This window comes from Propioniciclava sp. LT294 (genome assembly GCF_059516005.1).
This window is the reverse complement of the sequence record NZ_JCAKNG010000006.1, coordinates 180,178-203,260: the sequence shown is the minus strand read 5'-3', so window position 1 is coordinate 203,260 and position 23,083 is coordinate 180,178. Positions and strand designations below refer to the sequence as shown.

Annotated in this window: 27 protein-coding genes; 14 read left to right on the top strand and 13 right to left on the bottom strand. The window is 72.0% G+C overall.

Features of this window, described 5'->3' with window-relative positions; all coding sequences use genetic code 11:
* Positions 1-21 precede the first annotated feature (21 nt).
* The 5 genes from icmF to AC5YDA_RS10125 form a co-directional block, all read right to left on the bottom strand.
* Positions 22-3,201, bottom strand: a complete 3,180-nt coding sequence (icmF, locus tag AC5YDA_RS10145; RefSeq protein WP_496189253.1) for a fused isobutyryl-CoA mutase/GTPase IcmF — start codon at positions 3,199-3,201, stop codon at positions 22-24.
* 20 nt (positions 3,202-3,221) lie between these two features.
* Entirely contained in the window at positions 3,222-3,839 is a 618-nt protein-coding gene (locus tag AC5YDA_RS10140) for a Maf family protein (protein WP_496189285.1), read from the bottom strand.
* The gene (locus AC5YDA_RS10135; protein WP_496189252.1) at positions 3,836-4,468 is read right to left on the bottom strand and encodes a DUF937 domain-containing protein; all 633 of its coding nucleotides are present in this window, start codon (positions 4,466-4,468) and stop codon (positions 3,836-3,838) included. The genes AC5YDA_RS10140 and AC5YDA_RS10135 overlap by 4 nt, the downstream gene beginning before the upstream one ends.
* Before the next feature lie 67 nt (positions 4,469-4,535).
* Positions 4,536-4,775, bottom strand: coding sequence for an acyl-CoA carboxylase subunit epsilon (locus AC5YDA_RS10130; protein ID WP_496189251.1), 240 nt, complete (start codon positions 4,773-4,775; stop codon positions 4,536-4,538).
* On the bottom strand, positions 4,772-6,346 hold the full coding sequence (locus tag AC5YDA_RS10125; protein WP_496189250.1) for an acyl-CoA carboxylase subunit beta: 1,575 nt from the start codon (positions 6,344-6,346) through the stop codon (positions 4,772-4,774). Before AC5YDA_RS10125 ends, AC5YDA_RS10130 begins: the two co-directional genes overlap by 4 nt.
* A 71-nt stretch (positions 6,347-6,417) precedes the next feature.
* On the opposite strand from AC5YDA_RS10125, the gene AC5YDA_RS10120 reads away from it, so the two are divergent.
* On the top strand, positions 6,418-7,191 hold the full coding sequence (locus AC5YDA_RS10120) for a biotin--[acetyl-CoA-carboxylase] ligase (RefSeq protein WP_496189249.1): 774 nt from the start codon (positions 6,418-6,420) through the stop codon (positions 7,189-7,191).
* A 75-nt stretch (positions 7,192-7,266) separates the two neighbouring features.
* Here the strand turns inward: AC5YDA_RS10120 and AC5YDA_RS10115 are convergent, their stop codons facing one another.
* On the bottom strand, positions 7,267-7,905 hold the full coding sequence (locus tag AC5YDA_RS10115; RefSeq protein ID WP_496189248.1) for an alpha/beta fold hydrolase: 639 nt from the start codon (positions 7,903-7,905) through the stop codon (positions 7,267-7,269).
* Positions 7,906-7,944: 39 nt separating this feature from the next.
* Here AC5YDA_RS10115 and AC5YDA_RS10110 point away from each other — a divergent pair, with 39 nt between their 5' ends.
* Positions 7,945-8,379: a GtrA family protein gene (locus tag AC5YDA_RS10110; RefSeq protein ID WP_496189247.1), complete on the top strand. Its 435-nt coding sequence runs from the start codon at positions 7,945-7,947 to the stop codon at positions 8,377-8,379.
* Positions 8,380-8,392: 13 nt separating this feature from the next.
* Here the strand turns inward: AC5YDA_RS10110 and AC5YDA_RS10105 are convergent, their stop codons facing one another.
* On the bottom strand, positions 8,393-9,106 hold the full coding sequence (locus AC5YDA_RS10105; protein WP_496189246.1) for a Type 1 glutamine amidotransferase-like domain-containing protein: 714 nt from the start codon (positions 9,104-9,106) through the stop codon (positions 8,393-8,395).
* A 57-nt stretch (positions 9,107-9,163) separates the two neighbouring features.
* On the opposite strand from AC5YDA_RS10105, the gene AC5YDA_RS10100 reads away from it, so the two are divergent.
* The 3 genes from AC5YDA_RS10100 to AC5YDA_RS10090 all read left to right on the top strand — a co-directional run bounded on the left by AC5YDA_RS10100 (position 9,164) and on the right by AC5YDA_RS10090 (position 12,455).
* Positions 9,164-10,357, top strand: coding sequence for a 5-(carboxyamino)imidazole ribonucleotide synthase (locus AC5YDA_RS10100; protein WP_496189245.1), 1,194 nt, complete (start codon positions 9,164-9,166; stop codon positions 10,355-10,357).
* A complete protein-coding gene (gene purE / locus AC5YDA_RS10095) occupies positions 10,350-10,844 on the top strand; it encodes a 5-(carboxyamino)imidazole ribonucleotide mutase (protein WP_496189244.1) in 495 nt (164 codons plus the stop codon). The genes AC5YDA_RS10100 and purE overlap by 8 nt, the downstream gene beginning before the upstream one ends.
* An 87-nt stretch (positions 10,845-10,931) precedes the next feature.
* Positions 10,932-12,455: an LCP family protein gene (locus AC5YDA_RS10090; RefSeq protein ID WP_496189243.1), complete on the top strand. Its 1,524-nt coding sequence runs from the start codon at positions 10,932-10,934 to the stop codon at positions 12,453-12,455.
* A gap of 19 nt (positions 12,456-12,474) precedes the next feature.
* Here AC5YDA_RS10090 and AC5YDA_RS10085 read toward each other — a convergent pair whose 3' ends face one another.
* A complete protein-coding gene (locus AC5YDA_RS10085) occupies positions 12,475-13,305 on the bottom strand; it encodes a serine hydrolase (protein WP_496192945.1) in 831 nt (276 codons plus the stop codon).
* A gap of 28 nt (positions 13,306-13,333) precedes the next feature.
* Positions 13,334-14,020 carry a TIGR03089 family protein gene (locus AC5YDA_RS10080; RefSeq protein ID WP_496189241.1) on the bottom strand — a complete coding sequence of 229 codons (687 nt, stop codon included), beginning with the start codon at positions 14,018-14,020 and terminating at the stop codon, positions 13,334-13,336.
* 35 nt (positions 14,021-14,055) lie between these two features.
* Here AC5YDA_RS10080 and AC5YDA_RS10075 point away from each other — a divergent pair, with 35 nt between their 5' ends.
* The 3 genes from AC5YDA_RS10075 to AC5YDA_RS10065 all read left to right on the top strand — a co-directional run bounded on the left by AC5YDA_RS10075 (position 14,056) and on the right by AC5YDA_RS10065 (position 16,210).
* Complete coding sequence (locus AC5YDA_RS10075; RefSeq protein WP_496189240.1) at positions 14,056-15,132, top strand: mannose-1-phosphate guanylyltransferase; 1,077 nt, start codon at positions 14,056-14,058, stop codon at positions 15,130-15,132.
* Positions 15,133-15,143: 11 nt separating this feature from the next.
* Entirely contained in the window at positions 15,144-15,836 is a 693-nt protein-coding gene (locus AC5YDA_RS10070; protein WP_496189239.1) for a hypothetical protein, read from the top strand.
* Between the two features lie 119 nt (positions 15,837-15,955).
* Positions 15,956-16,210, top strand: coding sequence for a WhiB family transcriptional regulator (locus tag AC5YDA_RS10065; protein WP_496192944.1), 255 nt, complete (start codon positions 15,956-15,958; stop codon positions 16,208-16,210).
* 2 nt (positions 16,211-16,212) lie between these two features.
* Here the strand turns inward: AC5YDA_RS10065 and AC5YDA_RS10060 are convergent, their stop codons facing one another.
* Positions 16,213-16,659 (bottom strand): metallopeptidase family protein, encoded by a 447-nt coding sequence (locus AC5YDA_RS10060; protein ID WP_496192943.1) that lies wholly within the window; start codon positions 16,657-16,659, stop codon positions 16,213-16,215.
* Between the two features lie 68 nt (positions 16,660-16,727).
* On the opposite strand from AC5YDA_RS10060, the gene AC5YDA_RS10055 reads away from it, so the two are divergent.
* The 6 genes from AC5YDA_RS10055 (at position 16,728) to ahcY (ending at position 21,661) form a co-directional block, all read left to right on the top strand.
* Positions 16,728-17,099 carry a DUF3499 domain-containing protein gene (locus AC5YDA_RS10055; RefSeq protein ID WP_496189236.1) on the top strand — a complete coding sequence of 124 codons (372 nt, stop codon included), beginning with the start codon at positions 16,728-16,730 and terminating at the stop codon, positions 17,097-17,099.
* Between the two features lie 9 nt (positions 17,100-17,108).
* Positions 17,109-18,467, top strand: a complete 1,359-nt coding sequence (locus tag AC5YDA_RS10050; protein WP_496189235.1) for a phosphohexomutase domain-containing protein — start codon at positions 17,109-17,111, stop codon at positions 18,465-18,467.
* Entirely contained in the window at positions 18,464-18,664 is a 201-nt protein-coding gene (locus AC5YDA_RS10045; protein WP_496189234.1) for a Trm112 family protein, read from the top strand. The genes AC5YDA_RS10050 and AC5YDA_RS10045 overlap by 4 nt, the downstream gene beginning before the upstream one ends.
* Positions 18,661-19,674 carry an SIS domain-containing protein gene (locus tag AC5YDA_RS10040; RefSeq protein ID WP_496189233.1) on the top strand — a complete coding sequence of 338 codons (1,014 nt, stop codon included), beginning with the start codon at positions 18,661-18,663 and terminating at the stop codon, positions 19,672-19,674. Before AC5YDA_RS10045 ends, AC5YDA_RS10040 begins: the two co-directional genes overlap by 4 nt.
* Positions 19,671-20,117 (top strand): type II 3-dehydroquinate dehydratase, encoded by a 447-nt coding sequence (locus AC5YDA_RS10035; protein ID WP_496189232.1) that lies wholly within the window; start codon positions 19,671-19,673, stop codon positions 20,115-20,117. Before AC5YDA_RS10040 ends, AC5YDA_RS10035 begins: the two co-directional genes overlap by 4 nt.
* 128 nt (positions 20,118-20,245) lie before the next feature.
* The gene (gene ahcY / locus AC5YDA_RS10030; protein WP_496189231.1) at positions 20,246-21,661 is read left to right on the top strand and encodes an adenosylhomocysteinase; all 1,416 of its coding nucleotides are present in this window, start codon (positions 20,246-20,248) and stop codon (positions 21,659-21,661) included.
* On the opposite strand, the gene AC5YDA_RS10025 is transcribed toward ahcY, so the two are convergent.
* The 3 genes from AC5YDA_RS10025 to AC5YDA_RS10015 are packed head-to-tail and all read right to left on the bottom strand — an operon-like array spanning position 21,655 to position 23,047.
* Positions 21,655-22,269, bottom strand: a complete 615-nt coding sequence (locus AC5YDA_RS10025; RefSeq protein ID WP_496189230.1) for a hypothetical protein — start codon at positions 22,267-22,269, stop codon at positions 21,655-21,657. The two genes, ahcY and AC5YDA_RS10025, sit on opposite strands and share 7 nt — an antisense overlap.
* Positions 22,266-22,766: a SixA phosphatase family protein gene (locus AC5YDA_RS10020; RefSeq protein WP_496189229.1), complete on the bottom strand. Its 501-nt coding sequence runs from the start codon at positions 22,764-22,766 to the stop codon at positions 22,266-22,268. The genes AC5YDA_RS10025 and AC5YDA_RS10020 overlap by 4 nt, the downstream gene beginning before the upstream one ends.
* Positions 22,763-23,047 carry a DUF3039 domain-containing protein gene (locus AC5YDA_RS10015; RefSeq protein ID WP_496189228.1) on the bottom strand — a complete coding sequence of 95 codons (285 nt, stop codon included), beginning with the start codon at positions 23,045-23,047 and terminating at the stop codon, positions 22,763-22,765. The genes AC5YDA_RS10020 and AC5YDA_RS10015 overlap by 4 nt, the downstream gene beginning before the upstream one ends.
* Between the last annotated feature and the right edge of the window lie 36 nt (positions 23,048-23,083).

The window sequence follows — 23,083 nt, the reverse complement described above, 5'->3', positions numbered from 1 at the left end:
CGCCGTGTGGCCGCATGGGGCTCACATCCCCCGACGGTAGCGACCGCCCACCGCGAACAGGGCGTCGGTGATCTGGCCCAGCGAGCAGTGGCGCACGGCGTCCATGAGGGCGTCGAAGACGTTGCCGCCGGAGGTGGCGGCCTCCTGCAGCGACCGCAGGGCCGCGGGCGCCTCGTCGGCGTGCCGGGCGTGGAAGTCGCGCAGGCGTGCCAACTGGGAGGCCTTCTCCTCCTCGGTCGCGCGCGCGAGCGGGATGGGCGGCGCCTCGTCGGGGTGCTCGGGGAGGAACGTGTTGACGCCGACCAGCGGGATCGACCCGTTGTGGGTGCCCTGCTCCCACGCGAGTGACTCCTCCTGGATGCGTCCCCGCTGGTAGCCGGTCTCCATGGCGCCACGGACTCCGCCGCGGTCGGCGAGCCGCTCGAACTCCGCCAGGACGGCCTCCTCGACCAGGTCGGTGAGCTCCTCGACGAGGTGGGACCCCTGCAGCGGGTTGTCGAACGCGCCGAGGCCCCACTCGGAGTTGATGATGAGCTGGATGGCCAGCGCCCGGCGCACCGACTCCGGTGTGGGCGTCGTCACCGCCTCGTCGTAGGCGTTCGTGTGCAGGCTGTTCGCGTTGTCGTAGACGGCGCACAGGGCCTGCAGCGTCGTGCGGATGTCGTTGAACGCCATCTCCTGGGCGTGCAGGGACCGCCCCGATGTCTGGATGTGGTACTTCAGCTTCTGCGCCCGTTCACCCGCCCCGTGGACGTCGCGCATCGCGATCGCCCAGATGCGCCGCGCCACGCGCCCGATGACGGTGTACTCCGCGTCCATCCCGTTGGAGAAGAAGAAGGAGAGGTGGGGGGCCACCTCGTCGGCGCTCAACCCGCGGGCCCGGTACGCCTCCACGTACGTCAGCCCGTTGGCCAGCGTGAACGCGAGCTGGGTGATGGGGTTCGCCCCGGCCTCGGCGATGTGGTAGCCGCTTACCGACGCCGAGTAGAAGTGGCGGACGCCGTGGCGCACGAACCACTCCTCGACGTCGGCCATGACCCGCAGGGAGAAGTCGACGGAGAAGATGCAGGTGTTCTGGGCCTGGTCCTCCTTGAGGATGTCGGCCTGCACGGTGCCCCGCACCCGCGACCAGGTGGCGGCGGCGACCTCGGACGCCTCCGCCTCGGTCGGGGGGCGTCCGTGCTCGGCCTCGAAGGCGGCCAGCTGCTGGTCGAGCGCGACCGTGAGGAACATCGCCAGGATCGTCGGCGCCGGCCCGTTGATCGTCATCGACACCGACGTGGTGGGCGCGCACAGGTCGAAGCCGGCGAACAGGTCCCGCATGTCGTCCAGCGTGGCGATCGAGACGCCCGAGGTGCCCACCTTGCCGAGGATGTCCGGACGCTCGGCGGGGTCGCGTCCGTACAGGGTCACCGAGTCGAACGCCGTCGACAGCCGGGTCGTGGGCTGGCCGTCGGCGAGCAGGTGGAAGCGCCGGTTCGTCCGGGCGGGGTCACCCTCGCCCGCGAACATGCGGGTCGGCCGCTCGCCGTGGCCGCGCGAGGCGAACACCCCCGCCGTGAACGGGAACGAGCCCGGCGCGTTCTCCCTGCGCAGGTACCTCAGCAGGTCGGCCTCGTCGGCCACGCGCGGGCGGGCGACCCGGGGGAGCGACAACCCCGACAGCGTGTCGACCACCTCGGCCGGCTCGCGCTCGCGGGCCGCCGCCAGGGCGGCGCGGGAGTCGGGGCCCACCGCGGCGTCCAGCCGGGCGACCAGGTCCTCGAGGGCCGGGACGGGCCCGTCCAGGCGGCCGAGGGTGGCCCGGGCCTGCTCGGCCGCACGCACGGCGTCCACGAGCCGGTCGGTCTCGGCGTGGTAGGTGCGCACGGCCCGGGCCACCTCGGCCAGGTGCCGTTCCCGGCCCGGCGGCAGCACGGGCGGACGGGGCGGCAGGCCGGGGTCGCCCACGGGCTCGGGCAGCGCGACGCCGTGCGGAGCGAGCAACCCGCGCAGGTGGGCGTACAGGGCCGTGACCCCCGCGTCGTCGAAGGAGGCCGCGGACGTGAGGAACACGGGCATGTCCTGCCAGGGCGTGCCGAAGGCCTCCCGGTTGCGGACCAGTTGGCGGGCGACGTCGCGGCGGGCGTCCTCGGCGCCGCGGTGCTCGGCCTTGTTGATGGCGACGACGTCGGCGACGTCGAGCAGGGCGGTCTTCTCCAGCTGCGTCGCCGCGCCGTACTCGGGCGTCATGACGAACAGCGTCACGTCGGCGTGCGGCTGGACCGTGGCGTCCCCCTGGCCCACGCCGGGTGTCTCGAGGATGACCAGGTCGTGGCCCGCCGCCCCGAACGCCATGATCGCCTCGTCCAGCCCGTCGGGCAGGGTGCGGTCGCGATGGCGGACGGCCAACGACCGGAAGAACACGTTCCCGTCGAGGGCGTTCATGCGGATCCGGTCACCCAGGAGCGCGCCGTTGCCGCGCACACGGCTGGGGTCCACGGCGAGGACGCCGACGCGCAGCTCTCGGCCGCCGCCCTGCTGACCCTCGGCTCCGCCGAACTGCCTGATCCGCCGCAGGAGCTCGTCGACCAGCGACGACTTGCCCGACCCGCCCGCGCCCGTGACGGCCAGCACGGGCGGCCGCCGCCGCCCCAGGTCGAGGCCGGCGAGGCGGCCCGCCTGGCTCAGCGTGATCGTCCGGGCCAGCGCCCGGGGATCGCCGCGGTGGAGGCGCTCGGCGAGGCCGTCGGGGACCTCCGGCTCGACGTCGCACTCGCGCACGAGCTGGTTGACCATCCCGGGCAGGCCCAGGCGCTGGCCGTCCTGGGGGGTGAAGATGCGGACGCCGCGGCGTGCGAGTTCGGCGACCTCGCTGGGCACGATCACGCCGCCACCGCCGCCGTACACGCGGACGTGTCCCGCGCCGGCGTCGCGCAGCGCCTCGACCAGGTAGGTGAAGTACTCCAGGTGCCCGCCTTGGTAGGAGGACACGGCGACGCCCTGGACGTCCTCCTGGAGCGCGGCGGTGACGACGTCGGCGACGCTGCGGTCATGGCCGAGGTGGATCACCTCGCAACCCTGGGCCTGCAGGATGCGCCTGATGATGTTGATCGCCGCGTCGTGCCCGTCGAAGAGCGCGGCGGCCGTCACGAGCCGCACCGGGTGGGTCGGCTCGTGCAGCCCGGACGCCGTGGGGCGCACCGCTGGGCCCTCCGCCATGCGCCGATGCTACCCCCAGCTCAACCTCGCGGGAGGTGCCAGAGGTCGGGCCACGCCACGCCCGCGTCCGCGAGCATGCGCCGCAGCAGGGGCAGGCTGAGCCCGATGACGTTGTGGTGGTCCCCCTCGAGGCGCTCGATGAACGCTCCGCCGTACCCGTCGATGGTGAAGGCGCCCGCGCAGTGGTGGGGCTCGCCGGTGGCGATGTAGGCCTCGACCTCGGCGTCCGTCACGTCGGCGAACGTGACGCGCGTCGCCGCGGGGCGGGTGTCGCGGTGCACGGCCCGGTCGCGGACGACGATGAGGTGGTGGCCGGTGACCAGGTCCCCGGTGCGTCCGCGCATGGCCCGCCAGCGGGACCGGACGACGTCGTCGGTGTGGGGCTTGCCCAGGAGTTCCCCGTCGAGGGCCAGCAGCGAGTCACAGCCGAGGACGGCGACGTCGGCGTCCGTGCCGATCTCGGCCAGCACCGCCTCGGCCTTCAGGCGCGCCAGGGCGGACGCCACCTCCGCGGCGTCCGCCCCGTCGACCTGGGACTCATCCACGCCCGAGACGTGCACGATCGGATCGAGGCCGGCCGCCCGCAGGGTCTGCAGGCGGCCCGGCGACGCCGACGCCAGGATGAACCGCACGGTCAGCGGCGCCCGCCGAGCAGGATGTCCCGCAGCAGCCCGCCGAGGAGGTCACCGGCGCCGCCGGCCGGTGCCTGCTGCTGGGGGGCCTCCGCGGCCGGGGTGCCCGGATCCATGCGCAGGCCGGTGTCGCCGGTGCCCGAGGTCGGGATCTGGAAGCCGCGATCGCCCGGGGACGGGGCCTTCGGGGCGGGGGCCTGCGGGGCGGGGGCCTGCTGCTGGGGGGCGCGGGCGCCGCCGCCCATCCGCTCCTGCAGCTTCTGGGCGAGGTACCCCATGACGATCGGGGCGAGGAGGGGGAGGAGCCGTTGCAGGAGACTGCCCGCGACGCCACCGCCGAGCGTCTGGATGTCCTGGCCGGAGAAGACGTGGCCGACGATCTTCTCGCCGTCGAGGGCGTCGATGTCGTTGATGTCGACGCTGTCGCCGTACGCCGCGCTCGCGACGTGGTCGTCCAGGGCCGCGCGGGAGAGGTCCGCCGCGGCCCGGGGATCGGCGGCGTGACCGCCCATGGAACCCACCAGCTGGGCCAGTGCCTGGTCGAGGGCCTGTTGCGCCGTCTGCTCGTCTGTGCCGAGGAACTGGGCGATCTGGGAGACGTCGAGGGTGGACCTGATGTCGTCTACGGCAGCCATGCCGGTACTCCTTCGCTTGGTGACGGACGCATCGAGCCTAGCGGCCGTCACCAGCGGGTGACAGGAGTCAGCGACGGGCGGTGCTCCGCCAGGCGCCGTGTCCCTGGAGGACGGGGTGGCGGACGAGGTGCCAGTGAGAACGCCAGCCGCCGGCGATGGCGGAGTTCACCGGAGCGTGCGGGCGCCCGCGTCCCCGACGGACGACGGCGAGGACGGCCGTCAGGGCCGCCAGCTCCTCGTCCGTCAGGTTCCCGGCCTCCACCGTGAACAGCGGGCCCTGGTCGAGGGCCCGGTCGTCGCCGGTCACAGCGGGATGTTCCCGTGCTTCTTGGGCGGCAGCGTCTCCCGCTTGGTGCGCAGCAGACGCATGACCCGGATGATCGTGGCGCGCGTGTTGTGCGGGTGGATCACCTGGTCGATGTAGCCGCGCTCGGCCGCCACGTACGGGTTCGCCAACTCGTCGTTGTACTCCTGGACGAGCTCCTTGCGGCGTGCGACCGGATCCTCGGCGACGGCGAGCTCCTTCTTGTAGAGGATCTCGACGGCACCCTCGGCACCCATGACGGCGATCTGCGCTGTCGGCCAGGCCAGGTTGACGTCCGCACCCAGGTGCTTGGAGCCCATGACGTCGTACGCGCCGCCGTACGCCTTGCGCGTGATGACGGTGACGAGCGGCACGGTGGCCTCGGCGTAGGCGTAGATCAGCTTGGCGCCGCGCCGGATGATGCCGTTGTGCTCCTGGTCGACGCCGGGCAGGAAGCCGGGCACGTCCACGAACGTCACGATCGGGATGTTGAACGCATCGCACGTGCGGATGAAGCGGGCGCCCTTCTCGGACGCGTTGATGTCGAGGCAGCCGGCGAAGACCATCGGCTGGTTGGCCACGACGCCGACGACGCGACCCTCGATGCGGCCGAAACCGGTGACGATGTTGCCCGCGTACAGCTCCTGCACCTCGAGGAACTCGTCGTCGTCCAGCACCGTCTTGATGACCGTGCGGATGTCGTAGGGCTGATTCGGGCTGTCGGGGATCAGGGTGTCGAGCTCGCGGTCGTGGTCGGTGATCGTGAGGTCGGCATCCTCCTCGTCGTAGACGGGGGGATCCTCGAGGTTGTTCTGCGGCAGGTAGCTCAGCAGCTCACGCACGTACTCGATCGCGTCGGGCTCGTCCGCTGCCAGGTAGTGGGCGTTGCCCGACTTGCTGGCGTGCGTCCGGCCGCCGCCCAGCTCCTCGAGGGTGACGTCCTCGCCGGTCACGGTCTTGATGACGGCCGGGCCGGTGATGAACATCTGCGAGGTCTTGTCGACCATGATCGTGAAGTCGGTCAGGGCCGGCGAGTAGACGTGGCCGCCGGCCGCGGCACCCATGATGAGCGAGATCTGCGGGATCACGCCCGAGGCGAGGGTGTTGCGGCGGAAGATCTCGCCGTACAGGCCCAGCGAGACCACGCCCTCCTGGATGCGGGCGCCACCACCCTCGTTGATGCCGATCAGCGGGCAACCGGTCTTGATGGCGAAGTCGATGATCTTGACGATCTTCTCGCCGTAGACCTGGCCGAGCGCGCCGCCGAAGAGGGCGACGTCCTGGCTGAACACGCAGACGGGACGGCCATGGATGGCGCCGACGCCGGTGATGACGCCGTCGGTGTAGGGGCGCTTGGCCTGCATGCCGAACGCCGTTGAACGGTGGCGGGCGAACTCGTCGAACTCCGCGAAGGTGCCCTCGTCCAGCAGCGCGGCGATGCGCTCGCGGGCGGTGAGCTTGCCCTTGGCGTGCTGCTTCTCGACAGCAGCCGGGGATGCAGCATTCTCAGCAGCGAGAATCCGTTCCCCAAGATCGGCGATCTTCCCCTTCGTCGTGTGGATGTCGATCTCCATGCGCTGACCCTAACGCCTACGACCGCTTTCGCCCCAAGCCCACCTGTCCGCCGCTGGATAGAGTGGAGGGCGTGAGTCCCTTCCTTGATGCCGAAGCCCTCTCCCTGGCTGTGGTCGGAGGACTGTGGCAACACCTCGACGTGGTGCCCACCACGGGGTCGACCAACGCGGACCTCAGCCGGATCGCCGGTGAGGGGGCGCCGCCCGGACGCATCCTGGCCTCGGCCCACCAGAGTTCCGGCCGCGGCCGCCTCGCCCGCCGGTGGGAGGCCCCGCCGGACACCTCCATCGCCTGCTCGGCGCTGGTCGCACCGCGACGTCCCCTGGCGGAGTGGGGGTGGCTGCCCCTGCTGGTCGGCATGGCCGTGACCGACGGCGTCCGCGCCGCGACCGGCCTCGACGCGCGCCTGAAGTGGCCCAACGACGTCCTGGTCGACGGGCGCAAGCTGTCCGGCATCCTCTGCGAGTCGGTCGGCGGGGCGGACGCCCCGCGCGCCGTCCTCGGGTTCGGCCTCAACGTCACCCTGCGCCGGGACCAACTGCCCGTGCCGACCGCCACGTCCACGCGCCTGGAAGGGTCGGACGCCGAGGCCACGGCGATCCTCGCCGGCGTGCTGCGGTCCCTGGAGACCTGGTACTCGGCCTGGGACGAGGGCGGCGACGTCGTCGAGGAGTACCGGCTCCGGTGCGACACCATCGGGCGTGACGTCGCGGTGCACCTGCCGAACGCCGACGTCCGCGGGCTGGCCACCGGGGTCGACGCCGGTGGCGGGCTCGTCGTCCGTTCGGAGGCGGGCGAGCGCGTCTTCATGGCCGGCGACGTCGAGCACCTGCGCCCGGTCTGACCTGCGGATCTCACCGGCGCGATGTGGTCGGTGTATCGACCCCATCGTGCTGGTGGGTGCGGCACTCGCCGGCCGTCAGGCTTCGTCGGTCAGGAACGGCCAGACGAGGGCGTTCAACGCGTCCGGTGCCTCGACGTTGGGCTGCGCGCCCGCACCGGGAAGCACCTCCAGCCGCGCTCCGGGGATGCCGGCGGCCAGGTCGCGCGCGGCCGCCTGGTTGGCCTTGTCGTCGGCCCCGACGAGGACGAGGGTCCTGGCGCGCACCTGGCCCAGGCGGGAGCGGTAGTCGACCTTGGCCGACTCGTCCAGGGCCTGCAGGAAGCGCCTCTTCTCCACGCCCATGCCCGCCAGGCGACGCGCAGGGATCATCGAGAACACCAGCCGCTGCATGCGGGCCACCGACTTGGGCGGGTTCACCTGACCCGCCACCAGGACGAGGTGGGAGATCGCCTCGGGGGCGCGGATGGCGGCGTCCAGGGCGACCACGGCGCCGATGCTCACGCCCACGAGCGACATCTGCTCGGCGCCGTGCTGGTTGAGCAGGCGCAGCACGTCGTCGGCCGCGCCCTCGACGCTGAACTCCTCGGCGCGACCCGGACGCGTCCCCTTCAGCCAGGGCGCCACGGCCTTGAAGCCGGGCGGCATCGCGGTGACCTGGTCCTGCCAGGACTGGGGGCTCTGGCCGAGGCCGTGGAGGAGTGCCAGCAAACGCATGCGGACAACCTAGCCGTCCGGCGTGGGACGATGAGGGGTGTGACCCAAGCACCGGACCCGGCCGCCTCCACCCCCGCTCGCGAGCAGTTGCCGCTGGCCACCCAGTTGTTCCGCTTCGTCGCCACGGGCGGCCTCTCGGCGGTCGTGGACTACGGGCTGCTGGTGGCGGGGATGTGGGTGGGCCTCGGGTACGCGTCCGCCAAGGCGATCTCGTGGGTGTTCGGGACGCTGACCGCCTACGCCATCAACAGCCGCTGGACGTTCCAGTCCGACGGCAGCAAGCGCAAGCTGGCCGCGGTCGTCACCCTGTACCTGCTCACCTTCGTCCTGCAGGTGGGCACCTTCACGCTCATCTACCCGCCGCTGGAGGGGATGTGGGGCGTCGGCGTGGCCCAGATCGTCGGCTTCGTGATCGCCCAGGGCATCGCCACCACCGTGAACTTCATCGTCCAGCGGGCGTGGATCTTCCGCTGAGCGCCGGTACCTCCTAGAGGACCTCGACCGGCAGTTGCTCCACCAGCACCCCGGACGCCGTGGGCATCGTGGACGGCTGGACGGAGAACACGCGCTGGCCGGGCCCCTCGGCGATGCAGCCGGCCAGCTTGCCGTCGACGAAGTGGACGCCGGCGCCGTCGTCCGCGGCGTAGCCGCCGGGCAGGTCACCGGAGGCCACGGCATCGGTGTACACGGCCACGCGGCCGTCCTCGTTGGCGAAGTGGCTGCAGAAGCTGCCGCGGGCCAGCCCCAGGCCGCCCCGGTAGGCCCGGAAGTCGCCGAAGGAGTCGGTGACGCACCCGTCGAACCACACGTTGCCGCCGGCCGCCGTCCCGGCGAGCACGACGTCGCCGTCGTGGTAGCGCTTGGCGATGGCCCGGTCGACGCCGTGCGCCCGCCACAGGGCCAGGGCGTTCACGGTGGCGCCGTTGCCGACCAGGATCAGGTCGGCCTCATGGATCCGGGAGACGGCTTGCGCCGCACCCTCCCACAGCGTCAGCACCATCGGGCGGATGCCGAGCGTGCCGTAGGCCACGAGGAACTTGTTGATGTACTGCGCGTCATCACGCGACGCCGTGGGGACGAAGCAGACCAAGGGAGCCGACTTCCCGGTCAGTTCGACGAGGTAACGGTCGAGGTTGGTGGGGGCTCCGAGCTGCGACGTCGCGAACCCGCCGCCACCCATCGCGACGATGTGAGCGGTCATGTCGTCATCTTGGCATCGACCAGCCACCGAACGCGAAGCCAAGTAACCTTCCCTTTCGTGACGGACCTGACGATCGGCATCGTGGGCGGTGGGCAGCTGGCCCGCATGATGAACGAGGCTGCCACGCCGCTCGGATTGGGTGTGCGTCTGCTGGCCGAGGCCGAGGGCACCTCCGCCGCCCAGGTCGTCCCGGGCGCGCTGGCGGGGGACTACACCGACGAAGCGACCCTGACGGCCTTCGCCGAGGGCACGGACGCCGTGACGTTCGACCACGAGCACGTCCCGGTCGCGCTGCTGCGCCGCCTCGAGGACGCCGGGATCCCCGTCCGGCCCGGCCCTGACGCGCTGGTCCACGCCCAGGACAAGGCCGTCATGCGGGAGCGCCTCACCGCGCTCGGCATCCCCGCGCCGGCCTGGCGCGTCACGCGGACGCCGGCGGAGTTCGCCGCGTTCGGCGACGAGATCGGGTGGCCCCTGATCGCCAAGACGTCCCGCGGCGGCTACGACGGCAAGGGTGTCTGGAAGGTGGACGGCCCCGACGGCGCCGGCGTCCCCTTCGAGGCCCTGGGGCGCACCCTCGGCCCGACCGAGCGCGCCGGCACCGGCGAGACGTCCGCCGACCAGGGGGTGGTCATCGTCGCGGAGGAGTTCATCCCGTTCACGCGCGAGCTCTCCGTGCTCGTCGTCCGGCGTCCGGGTGGGGAGTCGGTGGTGTACGCGGTCAGCGAGACCGTCCAGCGCGACGGCATCTGCCACGAGACCACCACGCCCGCGCCGGGTCTCGACCCCGAGCGAGCCGCCCGGATCCAGGCCTTCGCCACCCGCATCGCCGACGAGTTGGGCGTCGTCGGGGTCCTCGCGGTGGAGCTCATGGAACGTCCCGGCGGCGAGGTCGTCGTGAACGAGCTCGCGATGCGCCCGCACAACACCGGCCACTGGACGATCGAGGGCGCGGTCACGAGCCAGTTCGAGAACCACCTGCGGGCGGTGCTCGACCTGCCCCTGGGGTCGACGCGGCTGACCGCCCCGGTCGTCGTCATGAGCAACGTGCTCGGTGGCGACAACCCCGACCTCGTCGGGTCGCTGGGCACCGTGCTCGCGAACCCGGACGCCCGCGTCCACCTCTACGGCAAGTCGGTCCAGCCCGGCCGCAAGGTGGGGCACGTCACCGTGCGGGGCACCGATGTCGCCACCACACAGGACGCCGCGCGCGCGGCGTCGGACCACCTGGAAGGCAGGACCCATGGCTGAACAACCCCTCGTCGGGATCGTGATGGGGTCGGACTCCGACTGGCCCACCATGGAGGCGGCAGCCCTGGCGTGCGCCGAGTTCGGCATCCCCTACGAGGCCGACGTCGTCAGCGCCCACCGCATGCCGGACGACATGCTCCGCTACGGGCGCGAGGCCCACACCCGCGGCCTGAAGGTCGTGATCGCCGGCGCCGGGGGCGCGGCCCACCTGCCCGGCATGCTCGCCGCCGTGACGCCCCTGCCGGTCATCGGGGTGCCCGTGCCGCTGAAGTACCTCGACGGCATGGACTCCCTGCTCTCGATCGTCCAGATGCCCGCGGGCGTCCCGGTCGCCACGGTCGCGATCGGCAACGCGCGCAACGCCGGACTGCTCGCCGTCCGGATCCTGGCGGCGAGCGATGAGACGCTGCGGGCGAGGATGCTCGACTTCCAGGACGAGTTGCGCGCCGTAGCCACGGCCAAGGGTGCCAACGTCCGGGGACACTGACACGCCGGGCGTCCTGCGCCCCTGCCGCCGCCGGACCCACCAGACTGGGTGGAACCTGCTCCTGCTGTCTTCCCCCAGAGGTGAGGTATGTCCGAAGCGACCGTGCCCACGGCACGCCAGCGCAGCGAACGCATCGCGTTCCGGCGCGGCGTGGCGCTGCTGGTGCTGACCCTGCTCATCCCCGGCTCGGCCCAGGTGATCGCCGGCGGCGTCGGGCTGGGCCGGTTCGCCCTCCGCGTCTGGATGTCGGTCGTCGGCGTCGCGCTGGCGTTCGTCGCGCTGGTGCTGCTCCGCCGCGACTGGGCGCTGGCGCTCTACGCCCACCCGGTCACCCAGTCGGTGGGTTCCGTGGTCGTCCTCGCCCTCGGCGTGGGCTGGGCGCTGCTCCTGCTGGACGCCTGGCGCCTGTCACGCCCGCTGCAGATGGGGGGCCGGGCCTGGGGGATGGCCGCGCTGTCCGGCGTCCTGGCCCTGGTCGTCGGGTTCGGGTCGGTGCAGGCCTCGGCCCTGTCGCGCAGCCAGGCCGAACTCTTCGCCTCGCTGTTCGGCGGCGGTGGGGACGCCGTGGCCACCGACGGCCGCCTCAACGTCCTGCTGCTGGGGGCCGATGCCGAGCCGGACCGACCCGGCATCCGCACCGACACGATGATGGTCGCCTCGGTGAGCGTCGAGACGGGACGCACCGTCCTGTTCAGCCTGCCCCGCAACCTGCAGTGGGCGCCGTTCCCCAAGTCCTCGCCCTTGGCGAGGTTGTACCCCGACGGTTACTGGTGCGAGGACCAGAGCTGCCTGCTCAACGCCGTCCACTCCGAGGCGGAGAAGCACCCCACCCTGTTCACCGGGGTGGCCGACCCCGGGCTGAAGGAGGTCCGGGGCGTGGTCGCGGAGACCCTCGGTCTCAAGCTGAACTACTACGCGATGGTCGACATGCGGGGCTTCGAGTCACTCGTGGACGCCCTCGGGGGCGTCACGCTCGACATCGCCAGGCCCGTGCCGATCGGCGGGGGTTCGGCGAAGGTCGAGGGCTACGTCCCGGCGGGGGAGGACGTGCACCTCAACGGCTTCCAGGCGCTGTGGTTCGCACGGTCGCGGCACGGGTCGTCCGACTACGAGCGGATGGCCCGGCAGAAGTGCGTGGTCAACGCGCTGGCCAAGCAGGCCACGCCGCTCAACGTCGTCACCCGGTTCACCGAACTGGCCGCCGCCGGCAGTTCCATGGTGCGCACGGACGTGCCGACCACCGAGCTCCTCCGGCTCGCGGAACTGGCCGACGCCGGCCGGCGGCTCCCCATCGCGTCGGTGAGCTTCGCGCCCCCGCTGATCGAGCCGGTCAAGCCCGACCTCGGCCTCATCAGGTCGACCGTGAAGGGCGCCATCGCGGCGTCGAAGCAGCTCGACCGGGAGGCCGCGGCAGCCGCGGCAGCCGCGGCGGCGTCCACGACTCCCGCCGTGGCACCTGTCTCCGCGCAACCGGCCGCCGAGCCGGCACCCACGGCGTCCGCACCGCAGGCGCCGGTGCCGACGGAGCCGGTCGTCGCTGCGAAGGCGGGGGCGGAATTCAGCCAGGAGCGCCGAACGGACGACCTCGAGGTGATCTGCGGCGTCGGCTGAGGCCGGCCCTCAGGCCAGCTCACCCCTCCAGGATGCGGAAGAGGTCGGCCCCGATGGCGTCGACGAGCTCGCGGCCCTCGTTGAAGGTCGGCATGCGGGTCATGATCGCCGCCACGTAGTCGCGGCCCCTGCCCCGCACGTGGCCCATGGAGTTCACGCCCCACAGGTTGTCGATGCTCTTGAACTGCACCCAGCCGTTCTTCATGCTCACATGGACGCCCTTGCCCTTGTCGTGGCCGATGCCCCAGGTCTGGGTCGGGTTCGTCTTCGACATCAGGTCGGCCAGGTACATCCGGTCCTCCTGGTGGACGGCCGGGGTGCCGTCCACGAGCAGGCCGGCCAGCCGGCGCTGGTCGTCGGGCGTGGTGGTCGTCCACGACCAGAACTCGCTGTCGGGGTTGCCGCGCGTGTTCGGCAGGCCGAGCTCGCCGGCCAGGGCGGTGTAGGCGTCGCGCCCGCCGGCCCATTCCCAGAGCTCGTCGGCGGGGTCGTTCGCGGAGTCGATGATCGCCCGCGACGCGCGCCCGTAGTTCTCGAAGCTCAGCTCCTCGCCCGCCCGCCGGGCCTTGTCGAGCGCCATCAGGACGATCATCACCTTGGCCATCGACGCCGAGTTCGTCACGAAGTCACCCCGCCACGCGAACTCCCGGCCGGTGCGCAGGTCCTTCACCGACAGGCCGAGCTTGTCGGTGTTCTTCCCGTAGGTGTCCATCACCGACTGGAGTTGCTCGCGGACGGAACCGGTCGGCGCGGCGGTGGGGGTCGTGAGCGGGGCGGGCCCGCGGGAACACCCCGCCAGCACCAGCGCGGAGCTCGCGCCGAACAGCAGGTTGCGGCGGGAGAGGGTCATCGCGGGGTCCTTCCGAGCGCGGGTCGCCTCATGCTACGACCCGTGCCTTCTCCGCGGACGCCGTGCGCGCGGGGTCCCCGGAGGTTTCGGTCAGGACCACCGAGCCGCCGCCCAGGATCGCGCGGGCGAGCAGGGAGACGGCCTCCCACGCCGACGTGGGCCTGGCCAGCACCCGATCGGTGATGGGCTCGAGGGCCGACACGTCACCGACGGTCAGGGTGCGCTCGGCGTCGAGCCAGGCGGGGGCCTCCGGTCCGCCGGGGCGGACGGCCGCGGCGTCCGGCTGGGCGAGTGCCTCGGAGCTGTAGTCGGCGACCCCGGCCGGCAGGTCGCTCAGCGGGCGCCCCCAGGGGTCGAGGGAACAGGCGAGCGTCGTGGGGGCGACCGGAGTGGGAGAGGTCGGGCCGATGACCGCCACGTCCGGGTCCTCCGCCAGCACCGCGGCGGCCAGGCCCGCCTGCCACAGGGCGAAGGGCCACACCAGGCCCATCCAGTGGGCCGGGCGCTCGGCCAGCACCGGCAGCACGACCACCGCGTCCTCGTCGACACCGAGGTCCTCGAGCAGGTTGGTGGTCTTGGCGACCCAGTTGGCGAAGCTGGCCACCGAGAGCTCGGTGCGCTCGCCGGCCGGACCGTAGTGCGTCACCAGGGGAGCTCCCCCCGCGGTGCGGACAAGGCGCTCCAGATGGACGCTGACGGGGCGGAGTGGGCTCACGGGCCCAGCATAGGCGGGCCGCTAGCATGCCGATCATGCGCTACGTCGTCATCATGGCGGGCGGGTCCGGCACGCGCCTGTGGCCCCTGTCCCGGCGAGGAACACCCAAGCAACTCCTCAGACTGATCGGCGGCACCAGCCTGCTCAGGCTGGCCTTCGAGCGGGCGACCCGCGTCGTCCCGGCCGAGCGGGTGCTGGTCGTCACCGGCGCCCCCTATCTGGACGCCGTGCGCGAGGACCTGCCCGAGGTCGCCCCCGAGAACCTCCTGGGGGAACCCGTCGGGCGCGACTCCCTGAATGCCGTCGCCTGGCCGGCGGCCGTCCTCTCGCGGCGAGACCCCGACGCCGTCATCGCGCAGCTGACCGCCGACCAGCTGATCGAGCCGGTGGACGCCTTCGTCGAGGCGCTGGAGGAGGCCTTCGCGGTCGCGGAGGCGGACGAGCGGGCGCTGGTCACCCTGGGGGTCGTCCCGACCACGGCCCACACCGGGTACGGCTACCTGCACCGCGGCGAGCCCGTGCCCGGGTTCGCCAGCGCGTGCGCCGTGAAGGAGTTCCGCGAGAAGCCGGACGCCGCCACCGCGGCCGCCTACCTGGCCTCGGGTGAGTACTGGTGGAACGCCGGCATGTTCGTCTGGCGCGCCTCGACGTTCCTGGACCAGCTGGCCGTCCTGGAACCCGAGACCCGCGCGTCGGTGCTCGACCTCGCGGCCCGGCCGGACCGGTTGTCGGAGGTCTTCCCGACGCTGCGCAAGACCTCGGTCGACTTCGCGATCATGGAGCCGGTCTCCCAAGGGCGGGGCACCGGACACGTCGTCGCGGTCGCCCTCCCCATCGACTGGCGCGACGTCGGCGGGTTCGCCAGTCTCGCCGAGGTGCTCACCGCTGACGCCGCGGGCAACGTGGTCGACGGACTGGCCGTGCTCACCGACGCCTCGGGCAACCTCGTGATCAACACGGTCGGTGAGCACCTCGTCGCCGCGTCCGGGGTGCAGGGGATGGTCATCGTCCACACGCCCGACGCCACGCTCGTCACCACCCTCACCGGCGCGGAGTCGGTCAAGGCGGTCGTCGCCGCCGTGGCTGACGCGGCCGGGCCCCAGTTCACGTGAAAGGCGACCGAATGATCGAGAATCTCCTCAGGCTGCGCGAACCGGCGGCGTGGATCATGGTGGCCGTCACGGCGGCGAGCATCGCCCTGGCCGTCGTCCGGTTCGTGTTCGCGCTGGCCACCGGAGGCGCATCCCTGGCGGCGGCCGCGCAGGACGTCGCGTTGGAGGCGATGGGCCTGACGTCGCTCCTGGCCCTCGTGGCGCTGGTGATCGTCTGCGTCTTCCACCACCCCGTCGGTTCCGCGCGCAGGCTGGTCGCCGCCGCGGTGGCCGTCGTCACGGTCGGCACGGTGCTCACGATCTTCGGTGCCCTGCTCGGCCTGCCGGCCTCGGCGGGGCCCCTCGCCGTCGTGCTGGAGTTCCTCGGAGGGGTGCTCGACATCGTGCTCAAGGTCGTCGCCACCGTGACGCTGTGGCTGATCCACCGCGGCATGACCGCGGGTCGGATCGAGGTGGGTGCGCCCGCGGCCGCGACCACCGTCCCGCTGTCCGAGCCGGGGGCCGTGGAACCGGAGGCGCCGCCCGCACCCACCTGGCAGCCGGACGCCGCGGCCGGGTCGGTGTGGACGTCGGCCAGCGATGCCGCGAGCGGGGCGCGGCCCACGGCCTACGGGGTGCCGGGGGAGGGCTCGGGCTGGCGCCCGGAGCCCCGAGCCCTGGGTGATTCGCCGCAGCCCGACGACGCCGGGGAGGGGCGCGACTGAGACGAGCCCGCTGGGATTTGTCGACAGATGTACCCGTTCTGGCTTGACGAAACCGTAATGACAGGGATGTAATTCCTGTGTCAAGCATCGTCATCGGCGAGTCGAGGAGGGTCCACCGCATGCGCGAACTCACGATAGTCGCAGCCGAGGAGGGCCTTCTCGGCTGGCAGGAGCGCGCCCTGTGCTCACAGACCGATCCCGAGGCGTTCTTCCCCGAGAAGGGCGGCTCCACCCGCGAGGCGAAGAAGGTCTGCCAGACCTGTGAGGTCCGCTCCGAGTGCCTCGAGTACGCGCTGGCCCATGACGAGCGCTTCGGAATCTGGGGTGGCCTGTCCGAGCGTGAGCGCCGCAAGCTGAAGCGCCGCGCGGTCTGAGCTCAGTCCCAGTCGTCGTCCGCGGTGTGGCCCTGCGGGTCGATCTCGTCCACCGGGATGCCCGTTGCCTCGCTGAGCTGCTCCACGATGGTCCGGAACACCAGGATCCGGAGGCCCCGACGCGTCTCGGCGCGGCGCTCGAGCGGGCGGCGGAACACCACCACCTGGCCGTTGCGGTCGGGCAGGGCCGACACCGCGGCGGCGAGCGGTACCCGATCCCGGGTCCAGGCCACGCCCACGTCCGGCACGTCCTCGATGCCGACGTCCATGCCGGCCAGGGCTCGCGGGCAGTGCTCGGAGATCTGCGCCAGGGCGTCGCGGACGCACAGCGTGAAGAACTCGGCCCTCGACTGGCGCGACCGGATCGGCACCGGCGCCCCGGTGTACGGGTTGGGCCAGGCCAGCCGCCCGCGCAGCCCCCGGTTGTGGCGATCGCGACTCCTCAGCATGGCGTCACTGTAGTCCCGACGGGTGTCGCAGCCCCGAGGAGGACGCCCCGACCGCTACGGTGCTGCCCGTGAAGCAGCGGCAGTGTTCCCGGACGGGGTGCCAAGAGGTGGCCGTCGCCACCCTGACGTACGCCTACGCCGACCGCGCCGCCGTCGTCGGGCCCCTCGCGCTGCGCCACGAACCGGGCACCCACGACCTGTGCCGCGAGCACTGCGCCGGCCTGAGCACCCCTCGCGGGTGGGAGTTGATCAGGCTCCCCCTGGAGGAGGGCGGTCCCGCCCACACCCACGACGACCTGCTCGCACTCGCCGACGCGGTCCGCGAGGTCGGGCTCACCTGGGACGAGCCGCGCAGCGCCCACCTGAGCGCGGAGCCCCACCTGAGCCGCCGCAAGGGTCACCTCGGCATCGTGGCCGATCCGGCCGACCCCAGCCGATAGTCTGGGGCGGTGCTCACACCTGCCATCTTCAAGGCCAATGACATCCGGGGCCTGATCGGGGTCCCGGAGGCCGAATGGGACCTTGCCGGCGTACGGGCCGTGGGGGCCGCCTTCGTGCGCGTCTTCGGGCTGAGGGGTGGGGAGTTCGTCATGGGCCGCGACATGCGTGTCACCGGGCCGGACGTGGCCGCCGCCTTCGCCGAGGGGGCCCGGGCGCAGGGTGCCTCGGTGGTGGACGCGGGCCTGACCAGCACCGACGCCCTCTGGTACGCCTCGGGCACGCTCGGTCTGCACGGCGTCCAGTTCACGGCCTCCCACAACCCGGCCGACTACAACGGTGTGAAGTTCTGCCTGCCGGGCGCCGCGCCCGTCTCGGCCGATGCGTTGGTCGAGCTCCGCGACCTCGCCCTGGGGGAGTCGCTCCCGGCGGCGGCCGAACAGGGCGGGTACCGCCGCGTCGACGTGCTGGCCGGCTACACCGAACACCTGCACTCGCTGGTCGACCTGTCCGGCCTGCGCCCGCTGAAGGTGGTCGTGGACGCCGGCAACGGGATGGCCGGGCTCACGACACCTGCCGTCCTGGGGCCACTCGGCCTCGACCTGACCGGCCTGTACCTCGACCTCGACGGCACGTTCCCCCACCACATGCCGAACCCGCTGATCCCCGAGAACCTCGCCGACGCCCAGGCCGCGGTGCGCGAGCACGGCGCGGACGTGGCGCTCGTCTTCGACGGCGACGCCGACCGCTGCTTCATCATCGACGAGCGCGGCGAGGTCGTCCCCCCGTCCGTCGTGACCGCGATGATCGCCGCCCAGGAACTCGCCCGCGAGCCGGGGGGCACGATCGTCATCAACAAGATCACGTCCCGTTCCGTCGGTGAGGTGGTGGACGCGTTGGGCGGCACCCTCGTGGTCAGCCGCGTGGGCCACACGTCGGTGAAGGCCCACATGGCCGAGCACGACGCGATCTTCGGCGGCGAGCACTCGGCCCACTACTACTTCCGCGACTTCTGGGGTGCCGACACCGGCATGCTCGCGGGCCTGCACGTGCTGGCGATGCTGGGCCACGGTGACGCGTCGATGTCGGAACTGGCGGCGCGGTACGCGGGGTGGGAGGCGTCGGGTGAGATCAACTCGACCGTGCCCGCCGTCGAGCCCGTGCTCGACAGGGTGCGCGCCGCCTTCGAGGGCCGTGGCACCATCGATGAGGAGGACGGCGTCACCGTCTCCGGCGACGACTGGTGGGTGAACGTCCGACCGTCCAACACCGAGCCCCTGCTGAGGCTCAACGTCGAGGCGCGCGAGGAGGCCACGATGGCCGCCCTGCGTGACGAGGCGCTGGCTGTGATCCGAGGAGGAGAACGATGAGTGACCTGGTTCCCGGTGTCCTGGAGCTGCTGGTGTGCCCGGCCTGCCACGGGCCACTCACGTGGGCCTACGAGGCGTCCGAGCTCGTCTGCACCACGCCCGAGTGCGGGCTGGCCTATCCCGTGCGCGGGGGCATCCCGATCCTGGTGGTGGACGAGGCGCGTCCCACCCAGGCGCCCGGGGTGGTCGACGCGTGAGTACGTTCGACGACGGGCGCCTCGAGGATCCCGAGGTCCTGCAGGGTGCGGACCGGCTCCTCCGGCCCCTGGCGGAGGCGGGGGCGCGCCTGCGTCGTGAGGCCGCGGCCGCCGAGCCCGCCATCGCGTCGCTGGCCGGTGAGGACCGGCCCCGCGCGATCATCGCCGTCGGCCCCGAGGCGCGCCTGCTGCGCGCCGTGCTCGAGCCGGTCTGCCCGGTTCCGTTCCTCGCCTGGCCGAGCCTCGGCCTGCCCGGCTGGGTCGGGCCCCTCGACCTCGTCGTCGTGCTCGGCGGCGGCTCCGCGGCCCTGACGTGCGTGCACGAGGCCCTGCGCCGGGGCTCCCGCGTGATCGTCACGGCCCTGGAGGACTCGACGCTGGCGCGCCAGTCCGAATCCCGCTCCACGACGCTGCTGCCCGTCTCGTCCGACAACCCGCTGACGGCCGCCATCGTGGCCATGTCCGCCCTCCATCAGATGGGGCTGGGTGGCCCCGTCCCGACCGCCGCCGTCGCCGATGCGCTGGACGCGGTCGCGGCCGCGTCGGGGCACGCCCTCGACATCGCCGCCAATCCGGCCAAGGCGCTGGCCATCGAACTCGGGGACGCCCAGCCCCTCGTCTGGGGGGGCTCGGTGCTCGCGGCCCGGGCCTCGCGCCGCATCGTCGAGGCCGTGCGGGCGGCGTCCGGACGCGTGGCGTTGGCTGCGGATGCCGCCGCGCTCCTGCCGATCCTGGCGGGCACCAAGCCCCGCGACCCCTTCGCCGACCCGTTCGAGGCCTCCGAGGAGGCCCGCCCGACCCTGGTCGTCATCGACGACGGCTACGGCGACGGCGCCACCGACGAGCAACGCGAGGTGCTCGAGGAGAACGCCCGCATCATGGACGTGCGCGTCAGCGAGATCGCGCACGCCACCGGCTCCACCATGGAGCGCTATGCCACGGTCCTGGCCAAGGGCCTGTTCGCGGCGGCGTACCTGCAGATCGGCCTCGGAAGGGACAACCGGCCATGAAGGTTCTCGTCCTGAACGGCGTCAACCTCGGACGCCTCGGCCGCCGCCAGCCCGAGGTCTACGGGTCGACCACGCACGCCCAACTCGCCCAGCACCTCGTCGACACCGGTGCCGGCCTCGGCCTCGACGTCGAGGTGCGCCAGACGGATGCCGAGGGCGAGATGGTCCGCTGGCTCCACGAGGCGGCGGAGAACGACTGGGCGGTCGTCATCAACCCCGGGGCCTGGTCGCACTACTCGTACGCCATCGCGGACGCCGTGGTGCAGGTGCCGACCGTGGTCGAGGTGCACATCAGCAACGTGCACACCCGCGAGGAGTGGCGCCGCGACCTGGTCATCTCGCCGTACGTCGTCGGCACGATCATGGGCCTGGGGCTGGGCGGCTACGACCTCGCGCTGGCCCACCTCGCCTCGCTGGCGGATCGGGACGCCGCCGAGTCGTGACCGTCCGCCCCCCCGGGGATCCCGGCGCTCGCTCAGGCCGACCGCGTCACGTTGCCGGCGAGGATCACCTCCAGCACGGAGCGGAACCCCGGCGCAGGGTGGCGGTGGGGCGGGTACCCTTGCCCCTCGTGGACTACAAGGTTGCCGATCTGACCCTGGCCGACTTCGGGCGCAAGGAGATCACGCTCGCGGAGCACGAGATGCCCGGGCTGATGGCCATGCGCGCGCGTTACGGCGAATCCAAGCCGTTGTCCGGGGCCCGTATCGCGGGCAGCCTGCACATGACGGTCCAGACGGCGGTGCTGATCGAGACGCTGGTCGACCTCGGCGCCGAGGTGCGCTGGGCGTCCTGCAACATCTTCTCCACCCAGGACCACGCCGCGGCCGCGATCGTGGTGGGCCGGGACGGGACGCCGGAGGACCCGCGGGGAGTCCCGGTGTTCGCCTGGAAGGGTGAGACGCTCGAGGAGTACTGGTGGTGCACCGAGCAGATCCTCGACTGGGGCGGCCGCCAGCCCAACATGATCCTCGACGACGGCGGCGACGCCACCCTCTACGTCCACAAGGGCGTCGAGTACGCCAAGGCGGGCGCTGTCCCCGAGGCGCAGCCCGGTGACTCGGTCGAGTGGAAGGTGATCCTCCAGACCCTGCGTGCGTCCAGCCTCGACTTCGTGACCCTGGCCAACAGCATCCGTGGCGTGACGGAGGAGACCACCACCGGCGTCCACCGGTTGTACGAGATGGCGCGCGCGCAGGCCCTGCTGTTCCCGGCGATCAACGTCAACGACTCGGTCACCAAGAGCAAGTTCGACAACAAGTACGGCATCCGGCACAGCCTGATCGACGGCGTCAACCGTGGTACCGACGTGCTCATCGGGGGCAAGGTCGCCGTGGTGTGCGGGTACGGCGACGTCGGCAAGGGTGCGGCCGAGGCCCTGGCCGGTCAGGGCGCCCGGGTGGTCGTCACCGAGATCGACCCGATCTGCGCGCTGCAGGCCGCCATGGACGGCTACCAGGTCACCACCCTGGAGGACGTCGTCGGTGAGGCCGACATCGTCATCACCACCACGGGCAACCGCGACGTCGTGAGCGCCGCGCACATGGCCGCCATGAAGCACAACGTGATCGTGGGCAACATCGGCCACTTCGACAACGAGATCGACATGGCCGGCCTGGAGGCGATCCCCGGCATCGAGCGCCGCACCATCAAGCCGCAGGTGGACCAGTGGGTGTTCCCGGACGGCCACGGCGTCATCGTCCTGTCGGAGGGCCGCCTGCTCAACCTGGGGAACGCGACGGGCCACCCGAGCTTCGTCATGAGCAACAGCTTCACCAACCAGGTGCTGGCCCAGGTCGAGCTGTTCACCAAGCCCGAGGAGTACCCGACCGGCGTCCACGTGCTGCCCAAGCACCTGGACGAGGAGGTCGCCCGGCTCCACCTGGACAGCCTCGGGGTCAAGCTCACCACCCTCACCCCGACCCAGGCCGACTACCTCGGTCTCAGCGTGGACGGCCCGTACAAGGCGGAGAACTACCGCTACTGAGTCAGGTCGAGCACGTAGGCGTTGCCCTCGGGGCGGAAGCCGACCAACTCCAGGTAGTTGCGGTGCAACGAGGTGTGCGCCTTCGCGACCAGGCGGGTGAAGCCCGCGTCGGTGAACGTCGAGCGTCCCGCCCCGAACAGCCACTTGGCGGTGGAACTGTCCCGGTAGGCCGGGCTCACGTAATCGAGCTTGACCAGCAACTCCTTGCCGGCCGGCTCTCCGATGAGGACGCCGGCGGGCAGGCCGTCACGGTTGACGAGCCGGACGAACTTGTCGTGCTCGGACGGGTGGTAGCCCGGCTGGCTGTTGGTGATCTCGTCGGCGTTGGCGGCCAGGTAGTCGACGAGGAACGGCGCATCGGAGTCGATGGGGACCAGCGTGACCGAGGACGCGGACGACGCCAGCTCGTGGCGCAGGCCGATGACGTTCGCCACGGCCACCGCCACGTTGGTGAAGACCACGGGCCAGGAGCCGATCAGGAGGCCGTAGGCCATGAACAGGGCCGAACCGACGAGGGAGACCCAACGCAGTCGGAGCAGTGACCGCATGAAGAAGGACGTCGCGACCAGGGCGGAGGCGATGTACCCGACGACCTCGATCCAACTCATCCGCGGGGGACCTCGAACGCGGCCAGTTCCGCCGAGCCGGGCCCGAGCTCGTCCCAGGCGCCGCCGTGGGTGAGCACCGCGATGGCGGAGGTGGGGAACTTCTCCCGGACCGCCGCCGTGAGGGGCGAGGGGGCCGCCAGGGTGAGGACCAGGTCGCTCAGGGTCGGCTCATGGCCCACGACCAGGACGGTGTGGGCCGCGGAGGGCAGGGCCTGCAGCACGCGGATGACCTCGGGCGTCCACGCGTGGTAGAGCTCGTCGACCGTCCGGACGTCCGCGCACGACACGCCGCCCATCTGCAGCGTCTGCCATGTCTGCCGCGCCCGGGTGGCCGGCGAGACCAGTGCCAGGTCGAAGTGCAGGGGCGCCAGCTGCTGGCCGGCGACGACGGCGTCGCGGGTGCCGCGGGACGCCAGCGGCCGGTTGTGATCGCGTTCGTTCGTCTTCCACGAGCTCTTCCCGTGGCGGACGCAGACGATCGTCCGCGGCCGGGTCACGACTCCTCGCCGCCGCCGTTGTCGCCGCCACCCTCGTTTCCGCGGAACGTCTCCCAGATCTCCTTGCACTCGGGGCAGACCGGGAAGCGGTCGGGGTTGCGGCTCGGCACCCAGACCTTGCCGCACAGCGCGACCACCGGCGTTCCCATCACCATCGCCTCGGTCAGCTTGTTCTTGGCGACGTAGTGGCTGAAGCGCTCGTGGTCACCCTCGTCGAGCCGCATCGCGGTGCGCTCGTCGACGATCGTTTGCGAGCCGGGAGCCGGAGTGAGCTGGGTCATGCATTTCATCCTAGGACCGATGGGTGGTGGAATGGC

What these genes read in the sequence shown, in the direction of transcription:
- purE (WP_496189244.1), top strand. Translation starts at nt 10,350, where the DNA reads ATGGCTGAACAACCCCTCGTCGGGATCGTGATGGGGTCGGACTCCGAC.
- AC5YDA_RS10025 (WP_496189230.1), bottom strand. Translation starts at nt 22,269, where the DNA reads ATGAGTTGGATCGAGGTCGTCGGGTACATCGCCTCCGCCCTGGTCGCG.
- AC5YDA_RS10075 (WP_496189240.1), top strand. Translation starts at nt 14,056, where the DNA reads ATGCGCTACGTCGTCATCATGGCGGGCGGGTCCGGCACGCGCCTGTGG.
- icmF (WP_496189253.1), bottom strand. Translation starts at nt 3,201, where the DNA reads ATGGCGGAGGGCCCAGCGGTGCGCCCCACGGCGTCCGGGCTGCACGAG.
- AC5YDA_RS10085 (WP_496192945.1), bottom strand. Translation starts at nt 13,305, where the DNA reads ATGACCCTCTCCCGCCGCAACCTGCTGTTCGGCGCGAGCTCCGCGCTG.
- AC5YDA_RS10060 (WP_496192943.1), bottom strand. Translation starts at nt 16,659, where the DNA reads ATGCTGAGGAGTCGCGATCGCCACAACCGGGGGCTGCGCGGGCGGCTG.
- AC5YDA_RS10035 (WP_496189232.1), top strand. Translation starts at nt 19,671, where the DNA reads ATGAAGGTTCTCGTCCTGAACGGCGTCAACCTCGGACGCCTCGGCCGC.
- AC5YDA_RS10015 (WP_496189228.1), bottom strand. Translation starts at nt 23,047, where the DNA reads ATGACCCAGCTCACTCCGGCTCCCGGCTCGCAAACGATCGTCGACGAG.
- AC5YDA_RS10115 (WP_496189248.1), bottom strand. Translation starts at nt 7,905, where the DNA reads ATGCGTTTGCTGGCACTCCTCCACGGCCTCGGCCAGAGCCCCCAGTCC.
- AC5YDA_RS10090 (WP_496189243.1), top strand. Translation starts at nt 10,932, where the DNA reads ATGTCCGAAGCGACCGTGCCCACGGCACGCCAGCGCAGCGAACGCATC.
- AC5YDA_RS10065 (WP_496192944.1), top strand. Translation starts at nt 15,956, where the DNA reads ATGCGCGAACTCACGATAGTCGCAGCCGAGGAGGGCCTTCTCGGCTGG.
- AC5YDA_RS10125 (WP_496189250.1), bottom strand. Translation starts at nt 6,346, where the DNA reads ATGGAGATCGACATCCACACGACGAAGGGGAAGATCGCCGATCTTGGG.
- AC5YDA_RS10105 (WP_496189246.1), bottom strand. Translation starts at nt 9,106, where the DNA reads ATGACCGCTCACATCGTCGCGATGGGTGGCGGCGGGTTCGCGACGTCG.
- AC5YDA_RS10045 (WP_496189234.1), top strand. Translation starts at nt 18,464, where the DNA reads ATGAGTGACCTGGTTCCCGGTGTCCTGGAGCTGCTGGTGTGCCCGGCC.
- AC5YDA_RS10135 (WP_496189252.1), bottom strand. Translation starts at nt 4,468, where the DNA reads ATGGCTGCCGTAGACGACATCAGGTCCACCCTCGACGTCTCCCAGATC.
- AC5YDA_RS10070 (WP_496189239.1), top strand. Translation starts at nt 15,144, where the DNA reads ATGATCGAGAATCTCCTCAGGCTGCGCGAACCGGCGGCGTGGATCATG.